The 13,543-nt window shown below is 68.6% G+C and carries 15 protein-coding genes and 1 tRNA gene; all 16 read left to right on the forward strand.

Annotation, left to right across the window (positions count from 1 at the left end):
• Positions 1 to 67 precede the first annotated feature (67 nt).
• The 16 genes from ACYVKA_RS01055 to ACYVKA_RS01130 all read left to right on the forward strand — a co-directional run bounded on the left by ACYVKA_RS01055 (position 68) and on the right by ACYVKA_RS01130 (position 13,542).
• Positions 68 to 141, forward strand: a tRNA-Pro gene (locus tag ACYVKA_RS01055).
• Positions 142 to 400: 259 nt separating this feature from the next.
• Positions 401 to 568: an excisionase family DNA-binding protein gene (locus ACYVKA_RS01060; protein WP_108872474.1), complete on the forward strand. Its 168-nt coding sequence runs from the start codon at positions 401 to 403 to the stop codon at positions 566 to 568.
• 582 nt (positions 569 to 1,150) lie between these two features.
• Positions 1,151 to 1,468 carry a hypothetical protein gene (locus ACYVKA_RS01065; RefSeq protein WP_460702263.1) on the forward strand — a complete coding sequence of 106 codons (318 nt, stop codon included), beginning with the start codon at positions 1,151 to 1,153 and terminating at the stop codon, positions 1,466 to 1,468.
• Positions 1,469 to 1,842: 374 nt separating this feature from the next.
• Positions 1,843 to 2,397, forward strand: coding sequence for a hypothetical protein (locus ACYVKA_RS01070; RefSeq protein WP_460702265.1), 555 nt, complete (start codon positions 1,843 to 1,845; stop codon positions 2,395 to 2,397).
• On the forward strand, positions 2,394 to 3,062 hold the full coding sequence (locus ACYVKA_RS01075; protein WP_460702267.1) for an SAF domain-containing protein: 669 nt from the start codon (positions 2,394 to 2,396) through the stop codon (positions 3,060 to 3,062). Before ACYVKA_RS01070 ends, ACYVKA_RS01075 begins: the two co-directional genes overlap by 4 nt.
• Positions 3,062 to 3,838: a hypothetical protein gene (locus ACYVKA_RS01080; RefSeq protein WP_460702269.1), complete on the forward strand. Its 777-nt coding sequence runs from the start codon at positions 3,062 to 3,064 to the stop codon at positions 3,836 to 3,838. The genes ACYVKA_RS01075 and ACYVKA_RS01080 overlap by 1 nt, the downstream gene beginning before the upstream one ends.
• Complete coding sequence (locus tag ACYVKA_RS01085) at positions 3,838 to 5,415, forward strand: CpaF family protein (RefSeq protein ID WP_460702271.1); 1,578 nt, start codon at positions 3,838 to 3,840, stop codon at positions 5,413 to 5,415. Before ACYVKA_RS01080 ends, ACYVKA_RS01085 begins: the two co-directional genes overlap by 1 nt.
• Positions 5,412 to 6,269 (forward strand): type II secretion system F family protein, encoded by an 858-nt coding sequence (locus ACYVKA_RS01090; RefSeq protein ID WP_460702273.1) that lies wholly within the window; start codon positions 5,412 to 5,414, stop codon positions 6,267 to 6,269. Before ACYVKA_RS01085 ends, ACYVKA_RS01090 begins: the two co-directional genes overlap by 4 nt.
• On the forward strand, positions 6,266 to 7,180 hold the full coding sequence (locus tag ACYVKA_RS01095; protein ID WP_460702275.1) for a type II secretion system F family protein: 915 nt from the start codon (positions 6,266 to 6,268) through the stop codon (positions 7,178 to 7,180). Before ACYVKA_RS01090 ends, ACYVKA_RS01095 begins: the two co-directional genes overlap by 4 nt.
• A 128-nt stretch (positions 7,181 to 7,308) precedes the next feature.
• Positions 7,309 to 7,521 carry a TadE/TadG family type IV pilus assembly protein gene (locus tag ACYVKA_RS01100; RefSeq protein ID WP_460702277.1) on the forward strand — a complete coding sequence of 71 codons (213 nt, stop codon included), beginning with the start codon at positions 7,309 to 7,311 and terminating at the stop codon, positions 7,519 to 7,521.
• A complete protein-coding gene (locus tag ACYVKA_RS01105) occupies positions 7,518 to 7,916 on the forward strand; it encodes a TadE/TadG family type IV pilus assembly protein (RefSeq protein WP_460702279.1) in 399 nt (132 codons plus the stop codon). The genes ACYVKA_RS01100 and ACYVKA_RS01105 overlap by 4 nt, the downstream gene beginning before the upstream one ends.
• Positions 7,913 to 8,344: a TadE/TadG family type IV pilus assembly protein gene (locus ACYVKA_RS01110; protein WP_460702281.1), complete on the forward strand. Its 432-nt coding sequence runs from the start codon at positions 7,913 to 7,915 to the stop codon at positions 8,342 to 8,344. The genes ACYVKA_RS01105 and ACYVKA_RS01110 overlap by 4 nt, the downstream gene beginning before the upstream one ends.
• Complete coding sequence (locus ACYVKA_RS01115) at positions 8,341 to 8,781, forward strand: pilus assembly protein TadG-related protein (RefSeq protein WP_460702283.1); 441 nt, start codon at positions 8,341 to 8,343, stop codon at positions 8,779 to 8,781. The genes ACYVKA_RS01110 and ACYVKA_RS01115 overlap by 4 nt, the downstream gene beginning before the upstream one ends.
• Complete coding sequence (locus ACYVKA_RS01120; protein WP_460702285.1) at positions 8,778 to 11,936, forward strand: hypothetical protein; 3,159 nt, start codon at positions 8,778 to 8,780, stop codon at positions 11,934 to 11,936. Before ACYVKA_RS01115 ends, ACYVKA_RS01120 begins: the two co-directional genes overlap by 4 nt.
• A 161-nt stretch (positions 11,937 to 12,097) precedes the next feature.
• Positions 12,098 to 12,652 carry a TIR domain-containing protein gene (locus tag ACYVKA_RS01125; protein ID WP_460702287.1) on the forward strand — a complete coding sequence of 185 codons (555 nt, stop codon included), beginning with the start codon at positions 12,098 to 12,100 and terminating at the stop codon, positions 12,650 to 12,652.
• Complete coding sequence (locus ACYVKA_RS01130) at positions 12,652 to 13,542, forward strand: DUF4231 domain-containing protein (protein WP_460702289.1); 891 nt, start codon at positions 12,652 to 12,654, stop codon at positions 13,540 to 13,542. Before ACYVKA_RS01125 ends, ACYVKA_RS01130 begins: the two co-directional genes overlap by 1 nt.
• Position 13,543: the final 1 nt, after the last annotated feature.

A 13,543-nucleotide genomic window follows, 5' to 3' on the forward strand; every position in this document is an offset into this window, starting at 1 on the left:
TCCGCGCCGATTGGCGTATTCGCACGGCTTCCGCTAAAATTCTTTCTCGGGTCGGAAACGACTTGGACGGGCTGTAGCGCAGCTTGGTAGCGCACTTGACTGGGGGTCAAGGGGTCGCAGGTTCAAATCCTGTCAGCCCGACGTCCGAAGGGGCTTGTCAGAGCTAGTTTGCTCTGGCGGGCCCCTTTTTCGTGCCCTATACGTGCCCTATCGAGGTTACAGGACCCGGTTCGCACCTGCATTCGACACCTGCGTTCCCCTCTTGCGACTAGGCGTTTCTCCGCGGCTCGTGACTTGTGTTTCCCCTGCCGCGACCAGCGTCTGCGAGGTCTCCTGACCAGGTCGCGTGGGCACCAATCTGTGCCGAGGTTGTTGGGTGGGCATGAATGCAGAGCAGCGCATGGTTGATGTGGAGAGTGTGCAGTCGGCCGCTCGTCGGCTTGGTGTCTGCCCACGGACAGTGCGGCGAATGATTGCCGACGGCCGGCTACCGAGCTACCGGATTGGGGATCGACTGATCCGCGTCCAGCGGGCAGACGTGGACGCCTTGGTTCGGCGTGCGTCATGAGTTGCACCAGGGCGAACCTGGGATCGCGAGCTGTTCAGGGGACGGCTGTTCGCTGACAATTTTGGTCATTTCTGGAGTGGTTTGATTCTTCTGTGCCAGTAGGGATCCCGTCGGCTGGTGAGCCTTGGGCGTGACCTGGAAGTGTCGATGGGCACTGGCGGTCGGACCACTCGATGACGCAGTATGGGTCCCAACTCGGGGGAGTGATGAATTGCTTGCTGCCCCCAGCGTCGGGTCGGTGAGCACCACGACATCCGGCTCGGCTTGTGGCAATGACGCTGCAGACGAGAGGGGGCCCTCGTGAGGACGAGTGCCAAGAAGTTGGTTGCAAGCACAGCACTGGCGTTCGCTATGGCTGCGTGCTCGGGCACGCCCGGACAAGCGCCGACGACGAGTTCGAGCGCGACCACCGAGCCGTCCTCAAACGCGGGCTCCAGCACGTCGTCGCCTGCGGCGAGCCAGACTTCGAGCGCCAGCCCATCCACGGGTGCGACGCCACCTGCGAACGCAAGCGCTGCGGACTCCGCTGTGCATCGTTACGTCGAGGTGACCACTCGCATCGCGTCTGATCCGAAGTCCGAGATGGACCAGCTGCAGACCGTCGCTCGAGGGTCCGCCCTCCGGCAGTGGCAGTACGACATCTCCCAGTTCCGTGCTCAGAAGCAGCACCTGACGGGCATGTCGACCCTGGTCCTGGTGAAGGCGACAGCGGGTTCGGATGCACGTGAATGGAAACTGCGCTACTGCCTCGACGTGTCCGGGACGGACCTGGTCGATGCCACCGGCAAGTCTGTGCGGGGCCAGGGCCCGAAGCGCGTGACAAGCGACATGGTCGTCGTCCAGGACGGTGCGGATGGCAGCTGGTACGTGACCGAGGACAAGGTCACCGGGACATGCTGAGGAGGCGTGTTCTGGCCCTTCTCGGAGGCACCGCGCTGAGTCTGATGGCACTTCCGGCTTGGGCAGATGGAACCGTCAGCTGCGGGTCGGACCAGCGCTACAGCCCCTACTCGGGATCCTGTGCTGTCACGCTCTCGCTCTCAGGCACGCCCGCTGGGCCGGCGGGGAGAACCAAGACTTCGACCTATCTGGGAAAGAGCAAATCGTCCAGTCCGGCGAAGGCGGCGTGTGCAAGCCGGTCGGGTTCCCCGGTCCCGTGCACCAGCAGCGCTGGCTACTGGTCTAACGAGCGGCAGTGCTACGTGAAACCGGCCACGCCTCCGCCTCCCGCGGGTCATCCGCTCTGGGAGGGACACACGGATGGGGCGGTCTACATGTGCACCACCGGTGTTGAGGCTGGCGGGCACGTCTACTCCTTCTGGTCGGCGGCGCAGCCGGCTGGTGCGGCGGCGCCGCCGGATCCTGCGGTGTTGGCGAAGCGGTTGGTGGCGCAGATGAATTTGCGGGCGATTGATGTGGGGATGGCTCCGGAGGATCGTCCTGGCGTGTTGGGGACGGTGGGGTTGCCGGTGTGGATGTGGGTTGAGAATCCGTCGGCGCAGACGTTTGGCCCGCAGACGCGGAGCTTGAGTGAGCGGGGCGTGGCGGTGTCGGCCACGGCGAAGGTGAAGCGGGTGGTGTGGCAGATGGGCGACGGCCAGGCGGTGACGTGCACGACGGCGGGGTCGGTGTTCGGGCCTGGGGATGGCGGGAAGTCGTCGCCGGATTGCGGCCATACGTATTCGCAGCGGGGGACGTACACGATCAGGGCGACGTCCTTCTGGGTTGTTGATTGGACGGCTTCGGGCGGGCAGACGGGGAGTATCGCGATGGATTTCATGACGGATCGGGTGCTTGAGGTGGGCGAGGTCCAGGTGATCGGGCGATGAGCGCGACGCAGACGGCTGGTGTGGAGGCGCCGCAGGCTGCGGCCAGGGTGGCGCCGGTCGCGGCGGGGGTGCGGATGCGGCGGCGTCCTGCGTTGGTGGCGGTGTCGGTGGCGCTGGTGGTGCTGGGGGCGTTGTTGTCGGTGTGGGCGTACTCGAGCCTGGGTTCGGCGCAGCCGGTGGTGGGGGTGCGGCAGGACGTGGCGCGGGGGTCGGTGATCTCGGCGTCGGACCTGGAGGTGGTCCGCGTGGGGGTTGATCCGGCGTTGGCGACGGTGCCGGCGGACCGGTTGGAGGCATTGGTGGGGCAGCGTGCTGCGGTGGATCTGCAGACGGGGCAGTTGATGGTGCCGACCGGGGTGACGCAGGATGTGGCGCCGCACAAGGGGATGTCGGTGGTGGGCTTGGCATTGGCTCCTGGGCAGTTGCCGTCGCAGCCGCTGCGGGTGGGCGATCGGGTGCGGGTGGTGTCGACGCCGGGCCAGCAGGGCGATGTGGTGGCCCAGGACGTTCGGGTGTTCGCCGCGTCGGTGGTGCAGGTCAGTGCTGCGGATGTGTCGGGGCGGATCAGTGTGAGTGTGGAGGTGGCGGAGCAGCAGGCGCCGGAGCTGGCGGCTCGTTCGGCCAGCGGCAAGGTGGCCCTCGTGGTGGATGCGCGGGAGGGCTGATGGCTCTGGTGGTGTTGGCCTCGGCTTCGGGTGCTCCGGGCGTGACGACGACGGCGTTGGGGCTGGCGATGCGGTGGCCGCGTCCGGTGGTGTTGGTGGATGCCGACCCGGTGGGTGGTTCGCCGGTGTTGGCGGGGTTGTTCCAGGGTGCGGTGGCGCATCCGGATGCGATGGTGCAGCTGGTGCTGGCCCAGCGTGAGGGCCGGCTGGGTGAGGCGTTGCCGACGTCGCTGCTGGTGCTGGAGGGCACGAACGCGTCGGTGCTGGTGGGGCCCAGGTCGCATGTGCAGGCGGGCAGTCTGCGGGAGTTGTGGCGTCCCTTGGCTGTGGAGCTTCGAGCGCTCGAGGCGTCGGGGCAGGACGTGATCATCGATGCGGGACGGTTGGGGATGGCCCATTCAGCGACGGCGTTGGTGGAGTCGGCTGATCTGGCGCTGTTGGTCTGTGGCAGTGGGCTGCCGGAGTTGTCAGCTGCCCGGCAGTGGGGCCTGGCCTGGGCGGAGGCGGCTGCTGCGGGCACGGGTGCCGGGACGGTGGGCTGCGTGGTGGTGGGCCCGGGCCGTCCCTACGGGCTGCGGGAGGTGGCCAAGGCGGTGGGGCTGCCCGGCTTCGGGAGCGTGTGTTGGGATCCGCGGGCTGCGGACAGTGTGAATCGTGGGGAGAAGCTCTCGGGCAGGGCGTTGGGTCGGTGGCATCGCTCGCTCGACGCGCTGGGAACGGCGATCCGTTCGGCAGCGAGCGCGCAGGATCCGTCGACGGTGCTGGAGGAGGCGTGATGAACGACCGGGTCGATGAACGCGAGCTGGAGGCGTCGGATCTGGCGCGGCTTCCTCTGTTCCAGACGGACGCGCCGGTCGCGTCGGCGGGTCGACGTCGGTCGACGTTCTCGCTGGTGCGGGGTTCGGCGTCGGTTGAGCGGATCCGTGCCGCCGCAGCACCTGGCAACCTCCGCCCCGCGAAGCGCCGAACAACCGTGCCGGAGACTGTGCCCGACGTGCCGGACAGTCGGGCCTCTGCTGCGGTGGAGGGGGAGCTGGATTGGGAGTTGGTGCGCTCGTTGCGGGTGGCTGCGTCGGGACAATTGATGCGCGCGTTGGAGGGGTCGTCGGCGACGTCGGTGGCCGAGCAGCACCGGCTGGGTCGGCGGATCATTGCTGATCTGGTGGTCGAGGAGGTGGCGCAGCAGGCTCGTGCGGGTGTGCGGACGTTGTCGCGGGCGGGTGAGCAGCGGGTGGCGCAGGCGGTCTTCGATGCGTTGTTCCGGCTGGGCAGGTTGCAGCCGCTGGTGGATGACGACCGGGTGGAGAACATCATCATCCAGGGCTGTGATGTGGTGTGGTTGGAGTACGCCGATGGTCGGGTGGTGGCGGGTCCTGCGGTGGCCGACAGTGACCAGGAGTTGATCGACTTCTTGGTCTTCGTGGCGTCTCGGTCGGAGGCGAATGCGCGGCAGTTCAGCGAGGCGGAGCCTCGGCTGCACCTGCGCCTGGATGGCGGGGCGCGGTTGGCGGCGACGGCGTGGGTGACGCCTCGACCGTCGGTGGTGATCCGCCGTCACCGGTTGCAGCAGGTGACCTTGGACGACCTGGTCGGGCTGGGGTCGTTGTCGGCGACGGCGGCGTCGTTCCTGCGGGCTGCGGTGCGGTCGCGTCGTTCGATCGTGGTGGCGGGGGCGCAGGGAGCGGGCAAGACGACGATGGTGCGCGCGCTGTGCGCCGAGATCGGCCCGGATGAGGCCATCGGCACCTTTGAGACCGAGTACGAGCTGCACCTGCACGAGATGCGAGATCGGCATCCGATCGTCCACGCGTGGGAGGCCCGGCCGGGTGGGGAGATGACGGCCTCGGGACGTCGGGCGGGGGAGTTCAGCATCGATGACGCCTTGTACGACTCGTACCGGTTCAACCTGTCGCGCCAGATCGTGGGTGAGGTGCGGGGTCGTGAGGTGCTGGCGATGCTGGAGGCGATGCAGTCGGGGACGGGATCGTTGTCGACGACGCATGCCCGTAGTTGTGAGGACACGGTCAACAAGCTGGTGACGTGTGCGATGAAGGCCGGCGCCCATGTGACCTACGACTATGCGGTGCGGGCGTTGGCGCAGTCGTTGGACGTGATCGTGCATGTCGATGCCCGCACCACCGAGCAGGGCAAACAGCGCTGGACCTCGCAGATCTGTGTGCTTGGGCCGGGTGAGAAGGCCAAGGGCTATGCGCTGGTGCCGGTGTTCGGGTGCGAACCGGGGTCGAGGACGATCCGGGCGGTGCCGGGCCTGCCGGAGGAGTACGACGACCTGGCCCGTTTCGGGTTCGACCTGGACGGCTACAGGGCTGAGAGCCAGGCAGGTGTGCTGTGACGCTGCTGGTGCCCGCCGTCGCGGGAGCGATGATCGTCGCCGGTCTGCTGGGGGTGGGGTGGGGGCTGTGGCCATCGCCAGTGGCCACGGGACGTCCGCGACGGGGCCGCACCCTTCGGCGGTGGTCGCGGCGTGCCCGGCTGGCAGTCGGGGTCGGGCTGGTGGCTGGTGTGGTGGTGGCGATCGTGTCAGGCTGGTTGATCGCGGTCGTGGTGGTGCCGTTGGCGGTGGCGGGGTTGCCGGCGTTGGTGTCGGCCCCGCCGGCCGCGGCGCGGATCGAGCGGTTGGAGGCGATGGAGGAGTGGACCCGGTCGCTGTCGGGGATCCTGACGGTGGGTGCGGGGTTGGAGCAGGCGTTGATTGCGACGTTGCGGTCGGCGCCGGAGCCGATCCGTCCGGAGGTGTCGCGGCTGGTGGCCCGGCTGCGGGCGCGGTGGTCGACAGCGGAGGCGTTGCGGTTGTTCGCCGACGAGCTGGACGACCCGACCGGGGACCTGGTGGCGGCGAACCTGCTGTTGGCAGCCCGGCGGCGTGGTCCGGGTGTGGCGGCGGTGTTGGAGAGCCTGGCCGAGTCGGTGGCGGCTGATGTGCGGGCCCGCAGGCAGGTGGAGGCCGACCGCGCCAAGCCGCGGGCGACGGCCCGGTGGGTGACGGTCATCACCGTCTGCGCGCTGACGGTGTTGGCGATGTCGGGCAGTTACGTCGCCCCGTACAAGACACCGATCGGGCAGGTGGTGCTGGCGGTCCTGCTCGGCGTCTACGTGGCGGTGCTGGTGTGGATGCGGCGCATGGCTGCCGGGGACGCGATGCCACGGTTCCTGGGGGCGTCGGTGGCGAAGGAGCAGGTGCGATGAGCACGACGGGTCTGCAGCTGGCGCTGCTGGGCGGCTTGAGCATCGGCGCCGGGGTCTCGGCTTTGGTGTGGCGGTTGGCGCCGGTACAGGTCGATGCCCACGACGCGGTCGTGCGGCTGTCCGCCCAGTCCACCCAGACACCGACGTCGGGTGGGGGTCCGGTTCGGGCGGTCGGTGGTGTCGAGCGTCTGGGGCGGTGGGCGATGCGCACGCTGCCGGCTGGCTGGTGGGGTGTGGTGCCCACCCAGCAGTTGGCGTTGTTGCGGATCAGCCAGGCGCGGTTCTTCGGGGAGAAGGTGGCCTTCGCGCTGTTGGGGATGATGGCGCCGGCGCTTCTGTCGAGCCTGTTCGCGGTGATGGGGTTGCGGCTGCCGGTGGTGGTTCCGGTGGTGGCGAGCCTGGCAGCGGGGGTGGTGTTCTTCTTCATCCCGAACTGGAATGTCGTCGACGATGCGGGCCGGGCCCGCACGGAGTTCAACCGCGCCTTGGGCGCCTACATCGAACTGATTGCGTTGGAGCGCAACTCCGGTTCGGGGACCCGGCAGGCGATGGAGGCTGCCGCCGAGGTGGGCGATTCGTGGGTCTTCGTCCGGTTGCGGGAGGAGTTGGCCTTCTCGCGGTGGACGGGTGAGCCGCCGTGGGAGGCGCTGCGGCGACTGTCCCACGAGCTCGGTCTGGCCGAGCTGGCTGACCTGGCCGACATCCTGCGACTGTCGGGTGAGGAGGGCAGCCAGATCTACAGCCAGCTGCGGGCCCGTTCCGCGTCGATGCGCTCGGCGCTGTTGAGCCAGGACCTGGCCCACGCCAACGCGGTCGGCGAAAAGCTGACCATCCCCATGAGCGCGCTGGGGATCACGTTCATCACCATCCTCATCGTCCCGGCCTTGTTGAGGGTGGTCGGCATCACCTGACACCACACACCCCTCCGCGCCACCCATCAAAGGTGGTTTCCCCCGAGTTGTGCATTCCCCCTGTGACAGATCTGGGGTCACCAGGGCCGTCCTGGTGGCTTGTTGGAATCGACGAAAGGAACACGACGATGCAGCACATTCTGGGAATCTGGTTGACGCTGGGATACCGGGTGGAGACCCTGCTGGGGCGCCAGCAGCAGGTGCTGGCCCGGCGGCGGGACGAGCGGGGCTCGATCACGATCGAGCAGGCGCTGTGGGCGGTCGCGATCATCGCGCTGGTCGGCATCGTGGTGGGCGCCATCACCGCCTTCGTCAAGAAGGAAGTCGGCAAGATCAAGTGACCCGGCGTCGTCGGGGCCGGGTGCCGCGGCGAGACGAGCGCGGCTCGGCCACCCTCGAGATGGTCGTGCTGCTGCCGGCACTGTTGCTGCTGGTCATCGTCGGCGTCCAGGCGGCCCTCTACTACTACGCCGCGTCCATCGCCTCGGCCGCGGCGCAGGACGCTGCCCGGGCCGCTGCCAGCGCCAAGGACCACGACTGGCAGGCCACCGGGACGCAACGGGCCCAGGCGGCGTTGGAGCAGTCCCACGGCGGCCTCGAACACGCCCAGGTCACCGTCACCGGGGACGTCACCGGCCCCCACGCCACGGTCTCTGGACGATGTCTGGCCCTCGTCCCGGGGCTGGAGTTGCCGGTGCTCCGGTCGGCGTCGATGCCGTGGGAGGAACTCACATGAGCCGCAGTGGACGGGGGGAGCGGGGTTCGGCCACCGTGGAGGCCGTCCTGGTGGTGCCGGCCTTCTGCCTGTTCCTCGGCCTGGTCATCGCCCTGGGCCGGATTGAGGTGGCCCGGCAGCACGTTGATGCCGCCGCGGCCGAAGCGGCCCGCAGCGGCTCGCTGGCACGAGATGCGGCCAGCGCCACCAGCCGCGCCACTACCGCCGCCCAGGCCACGCTGGCAAGCCACCAGCTCGACTGCCACCCGGCGCGCGTCGAGGTCGATGCCGCCGGCTTCGCGGTTCCCGTTGGCACTCCGGCCAGCCTGAAGGCCACGGTGACGTGTCAGGTGAACCTGTCCGACATCGCGCTGCCCGGGCTGCCCGGCAGCATCACCATCACCCGACAGGCCAGCTCACCGCTGGACGTGTTCCGGGGGCGACGATGACCGCGACAGCACGCCGCACCGGGCGGGTGCGGGACGAGCGGGGCTCCATCAGCACCTGGGCCGTGCTGGCCAGCCTGTGCATGATGCTGGTCCTCGGCCTGGGCGTCGATCTGGCCGGGCATGTCGCGGCCGAGCAACGCGCCCGCCAGGTCGCTTTCGAAGCAGCCCGCACCGGCGGCCAACAGGTCGAACTCGACACGCTGGCCACCACCGGCACCCTCTCCCCCGACCCCGCCCGGGTGAGCGCCGCCGCCGACGGATACCTCGGCACCGCTGGCTACACCGGCACCACCACCGTCGGCGCGACCACCGTGTCGGTGACGGCCACGGGCGACTACAAGTGCCGCTTCCTCACCCTTCTCGGCATCGACCGGCTCCCCGTCACGGGAACCGGTCAGGTCGAGATCCACCGCGTCCTCGACGGGAGACCACGATGACCACCCTCCGACGCCGCCTCCAAGGCCTGGCTGCCCTGCTCGCCCTCGTGGCCCTGATGGTCGGCCTTCCCGCCGCACTGGTGGCCACCATCGGCAACCCCCTGCCCGGCAGCATCCCCACCCCCGGCCAGTGGTGGCAGGCCCTGACCGCGCCGGACGACGGTACCCTCGCCCTGAGCGCCATCGGGCTGCTCGGCTGGCTCGTGTGGGCCTACCTGGCCGTGCTGATCCTGCTGGAAACCGTCGCGCGCCTGCGCGGCCGCACCGCGCCGATGCTGCCCGGCTGGCACGCACCCCAGCTCGGCATCCGACGCCTGGTCGCCACCGCCGCCCTCGTCCTGGTCACCGCACCCCTGCTCGGCACCCCGACCGCCTCGGCCGAACCCCGCCCCACCCCACCCGCAACCACCGCCACCACCCAGACCGCCCCGAGCAGCCCAGCCACGGCGAAGCCGACCGGCACAGGGGTGCGGGTGCATGTCGTCACGGAGGGGGAGAGCCTGTCGAGCATCGCCGCCGACGAGCTGCACGACGCCAACCGGTGGCCCGAGCTCGCCCAGGCATCCCGCCGCACCGTCCAGCCCGATGGGGCACACCTCACGGACCCCAACGTCATCAACCCCGGCTGGCGCATCACCATCCCCACCAGTGGCGCCCAGCCCCAGGCCGGGCGGCAGGCCCGCACGATCGTCGTGCGCGACGGGGATACCCTGGCGCAGCTCGCTCGGACACACCTCGGCGATCCTGAGCGCTGGCCCGAGATCTACGAGGCTTCCCGCAGCGCATCCCAGCCCGACGGAGCACGTCTCACCGACCCCGACGTCATCCTGCCCGGCTGGACACTCACCATCCCTGGCCAGACGGCACCTGCGACCGAGGAGAAGCCCCGGGTAGCGAGCCGGACCCCCAAGACCACCGACAGGCCCCGCACCATGCCGAGCCAGACCTCGACCCCGGCACCGGCGCCCAGCCCGTCACCGGTCCCGAGCACAGCGAGGGCGCACAGCACCGCCACCCCAGCCCCTGCAGAGGCGAGCGATGAGGCGGAAGCGCACGACGGTGTCTCGGCGTCGTGGCTGCTCACCGGGCTCGCGTCGGGCGGTGGCCTGTTGGCCGCCTCGGCGCTCGTGGTGCTGCGCCGCCGACGCGTCGTGCAGGCCTCCCACCGCCGTCCGGGCCGCCAGATCACCCTGCCCCCACCCGAACTCGCCCCGGTCGAGCAGACGCTGGTCGCCGCCGGGACACCGGTCACGGTCGACCTCGCCAGCCTCGACGCCCATCTGCGTCACCTCGCGGCCGACGCCCTGGCCGCAGGCCACCGGGTGCCGCCTGTGGCCGCCGTGCGCGTCACCACCGACCACGTCGAGGTCCACCTCGCCGAGGCCACCGACACCATGCCCAGTGCGTGGACCGCCATCGACGACAGCGGCCGAAGCTGGGCCACACCCCTGCACCCGAACCCCGACGCGATCGACGCGCCCGCGCCCTACCCGCTGCTCGTCACGGCAGGAACCGACCACGAGCAGGCTGTGTGGCTGGTCAACCTCGAACAACTCGGCGTGCTGCACCTCACCGGCGACGCGGACTACGCCCACGACTTCGCCCGCTACGCCGCCGCCGAGATCGCCGTCAACCCCTGGTCCCGCGGCGTGCGCGCCACCTGCCTCGACGCCGGCGTCGAAGCCATCGACATGAACCCCAACCGCCTCCACCAACCAACCACGGCGGCCCATGCCATCGAGACGATCACCGACGACGCCCGACACACCATCCACCGCCTCTCGGCCGAGGACGCTGTGATGGAGGACAAGCGCTGCGGCGCCACCGGCGGCGAGGCCTGGCTCCCGCAAGCACTCATCACCACCGATGCCCACGCGCCCGAAGTCAATGACCTGACCAGCATGATCATCGACCACCCCTCCCGAACCGGGACAGCGGTGCTCATGGTGGGGGTGAGCACCCCTGACTCTGATGCGGCTCGGCTGGTGTTCACCGCCCACGGCCAAGCACGTCTGGAACCCGCCGGACTGGCCCTCATCCCCGCCGGTCTCACCCCGGACGAGGCCCTCGGCTGCGCGGCACTACTCGCGCAAGCGGACATACTCACCGACGAATCCGTCCCACCCGCCGGCGACACCGGCTGGCGCGAACTCACCGACGCCGCCGGAGCCCTCACCCCACGGAACCCTCCTACCGCCGTCGACGACGAGGCGCAGCCCGCTTGCGACGAAGTGATCGACTACGACTCGGCAGCTGCGTTGCCGCCGACCGTCGAGGACGACGCCGAATGGGCACGTCTCCTGCCCGATCCCGACGAGGCCGTTGCCGGGCGACTACGTGAGCTCGACCCCACTCTCGACGCCGACCTGGCCGACTGGAACGACCCCGACACACGCCGCCCCAAGCTGAGCCTGCTCGGGCCAGTCAAGGTCACCGCCCGCGGCAAGGCCATCGCCAAACGCAAGCCCTACTACACCGAAATGCTCGCCTACATCGCACTACGCGAACACGGCGCCACCCCCGACGAAGTCGCCGACGCCATGAACGTGTCCGCACAGACAGTACGAACCGGCATCACCACCATCCGCGAATGGCTCGGCACCAACCCGACCACCGGCGAGCGCTACCTACCCGACGCCACCAACACCCCCGCCGCCCTCGACAGGGGCGTGCCCGTTTACCAGGTACCCGAACTGCTCGTCGACATCGACCTCATGCGCCGACTCCGCGCCCGCGCCCAAGCAACAGGGGAGGACGGCATCGACGATCTCGAAGCCGCCTTGGGCTTGGCTCAAGGGCGTCCGTTCGACCAGCTGCGCCCTGGGGGCTGGGGCTGGCTCGCGCACACAGGCCTCGAGCACCACATCACCGTCTCGATCGTCGACATCGCCCACACCCTCAGCAGCCACCACCTCACGAACAACGACACCGCGCGAGCACGAACCAGCGCAAAAGCAGCGCTTCGAGCCGCCCCCGAGGACACCATCACCAGACTCGACCTGGCAGCAGTCGCCACCGCCGAAGGCCTCCTCGACGAAGCCCACAGACTCCACGAGGAAGTTCGCGCCATGCTCGACGACGAGGAACTGCCGGCTGACTTGAGCCCACGCAGCCTCCGACTCGCGACCGAAGCAACACGAGGGGCAGGAGCGTGACATTGCTATCACGTCGAAGAGCGGATGCTGAAGCAGAGGATCCCTCGGGGGGCGCCAGTCTCCACGGGAGGGCACCGTTGCGCCGAAGGCGATCCATTCACTGAGATCTGTACTCTTAGCTCAGCGCCTTGAGCGGCTGCGACTCTAGAGGAGGAACGTTCATGGGTCTTGGGAGCCACACACGTCGAAAGTGCTTTATCTCCTATCACCACGACGACGAGTACGAGGTGCAGCGGTTCATCGAGGACTTCGATCATGAGCAGGACGTTCTCATTGCGCGCGGCATTGGCGCGAGCATGGCCGGAGATATCATCAAGAGCACCAACGAGGACTACATCAAGGCAAAGATTCGCGAGAAGTACCTGCGTGATACGACCGTTACCATCGTTCTGGTAGGCAAGTGCACATGGGCCCGCAAGTTCGTGGACTGGGAGGTCGCGGCCTCCTTGCGGAACACCTCGACGGCTAGTCGAAGTGGGTTGCTGGCTATCACACTGCCCTCGGCTGCTGGTTACTACGGCAAGAAGCTGCCAGCTCGTGTGGAGGACAACATTCTTGGTTCTAGCGGTGAGGATGGTTATGCCCGCTGGTGGAAGTACCCCACCAGCGCCAGCAGCCTCGCCAGTCTCATTGAGACGGCCTATGACGCCCGCACGACGCGGGCTCACCTCGTTGACAACAGTCGCGACCTTCGGTCCTACAACTCCTCCTGCTGATGCCCGGCCCGTTGACTGACGCGGACCTCCCGGGGTTCTGGCGGGACGCTGACGCGGCGTCGATGGCAGGACAGAAGTGGACTCTGCGGTACGAGCGCATGCGGCTGGGAGGGAGCACTCTGGCAGCCCTCGGGGCGGTGTTCTCACTCGGTGCAGGACGCCTTGACCTGGCGGCTTCAGTGATCCTGCTTGGCTTCATGGTGGCGCTCATCGCCGAACTTTCCGCGTGGGCGCACAGGCCAGCTGATCGGTGGTACGACGGTCGGGCGCTTGCTGAATCTGCCAAGACGCTGGCATGGCGCTACGCCGTGGGGGCAGACCCCTTCCCCGCCTGTCTGAACCAACTTGAGGCGCAGGCCCTGCTGCGCGAGCGCTTAGTCAAAATTGCCGAGGAAGCGTCGGAACGGATCACGATATCTTCGCCCGGGCCACTCGTGACCGCTGGCATGGAGGCATTGCGCGAGAGTTCCTTCGAGGTGCGTCGTGAGGCGTACGTGAAGGGCCGTACAGAAGACCAGCATCGGTGGTATGCGGCCAAGGCGGATGACAATCGCAAGCGCGCTACCGGCTGGCGGGTAGCCCTCGTGAGTGCTGAGGTGGTTGCCCTTGTGCTCGCCTCCCTTCGGGTGTTTGGAGGGTGGAACGTAGATCTCGCCGGTCTGATGGCCGCTCTCATTTCGGCGGGGGCAGCATGGGTGGCCGTGAAGCAATTCTCGCCGCTGTCGGCCGCCTACTCGATGGCGTCAATGGAACTGGCGATACAGGCGGATAAGTTGAAGTCCATCCCTGAGGGCGAATGGTCGCTAGTGGCTGCCGATGCAGAAGAGGCCATTAGCCGTGAGCACACAATGTGGCTAGCATCCAGGACTGGGAAGCGCCCGAGACTGTAGG

It is taken from the genome of Luteococcus sediminum (assembly GCF_054783495.1).